At 54.7% G+C, this 338-nt stretch carries 1 protein-coding gene; it reads left to right on the plus strand.

Annotated elements, in window-relative coordinates; genetic code table 11:
- Positions 1 to 100 precede the first annotated feature (100 nt).
- A partial coding sequence (locus ACXIUA_RS01230; protein ID WP_457975925.1) for a hypothetical protein occupies positions 101 to 338 on the plus strand: 238 nt, incomplete at its 3' end.

Here is a 338-nt window from a genome sequence, read left to right on the forward strand (position 1 = left end):
AGCCGGAACTGTCCGCTGAGGATCTCAACCGGCAGGTTGCTGAGTTTAATCAGGGGCGGACTGAAGAGTCGTGACGCGGACTCTACGTCTTCTGACGTGGTTGATGCTTGTGGAGTTTTTGGTTCGAAGCGTTGACTACCTAGCGGGAGGGGATTCGGCTGTTCCGGACGATAACCTCTCGATCCCCGAGGTTTGGGGAATAGCAGGGCTTGGCACCTGCGCCACGATTCTCGTGGGTTTACTGGTGCGGAATAACGCGGTCCTGAAGTTTGGGGCCATCACAGCGTTTTCTGTCTACCTGATGATCTCGATTCAACTGTTCGAGGTCAACATGCTTC

Source organism: Corynebacterium sp. UMB8791, assembly GCF_054166365.1.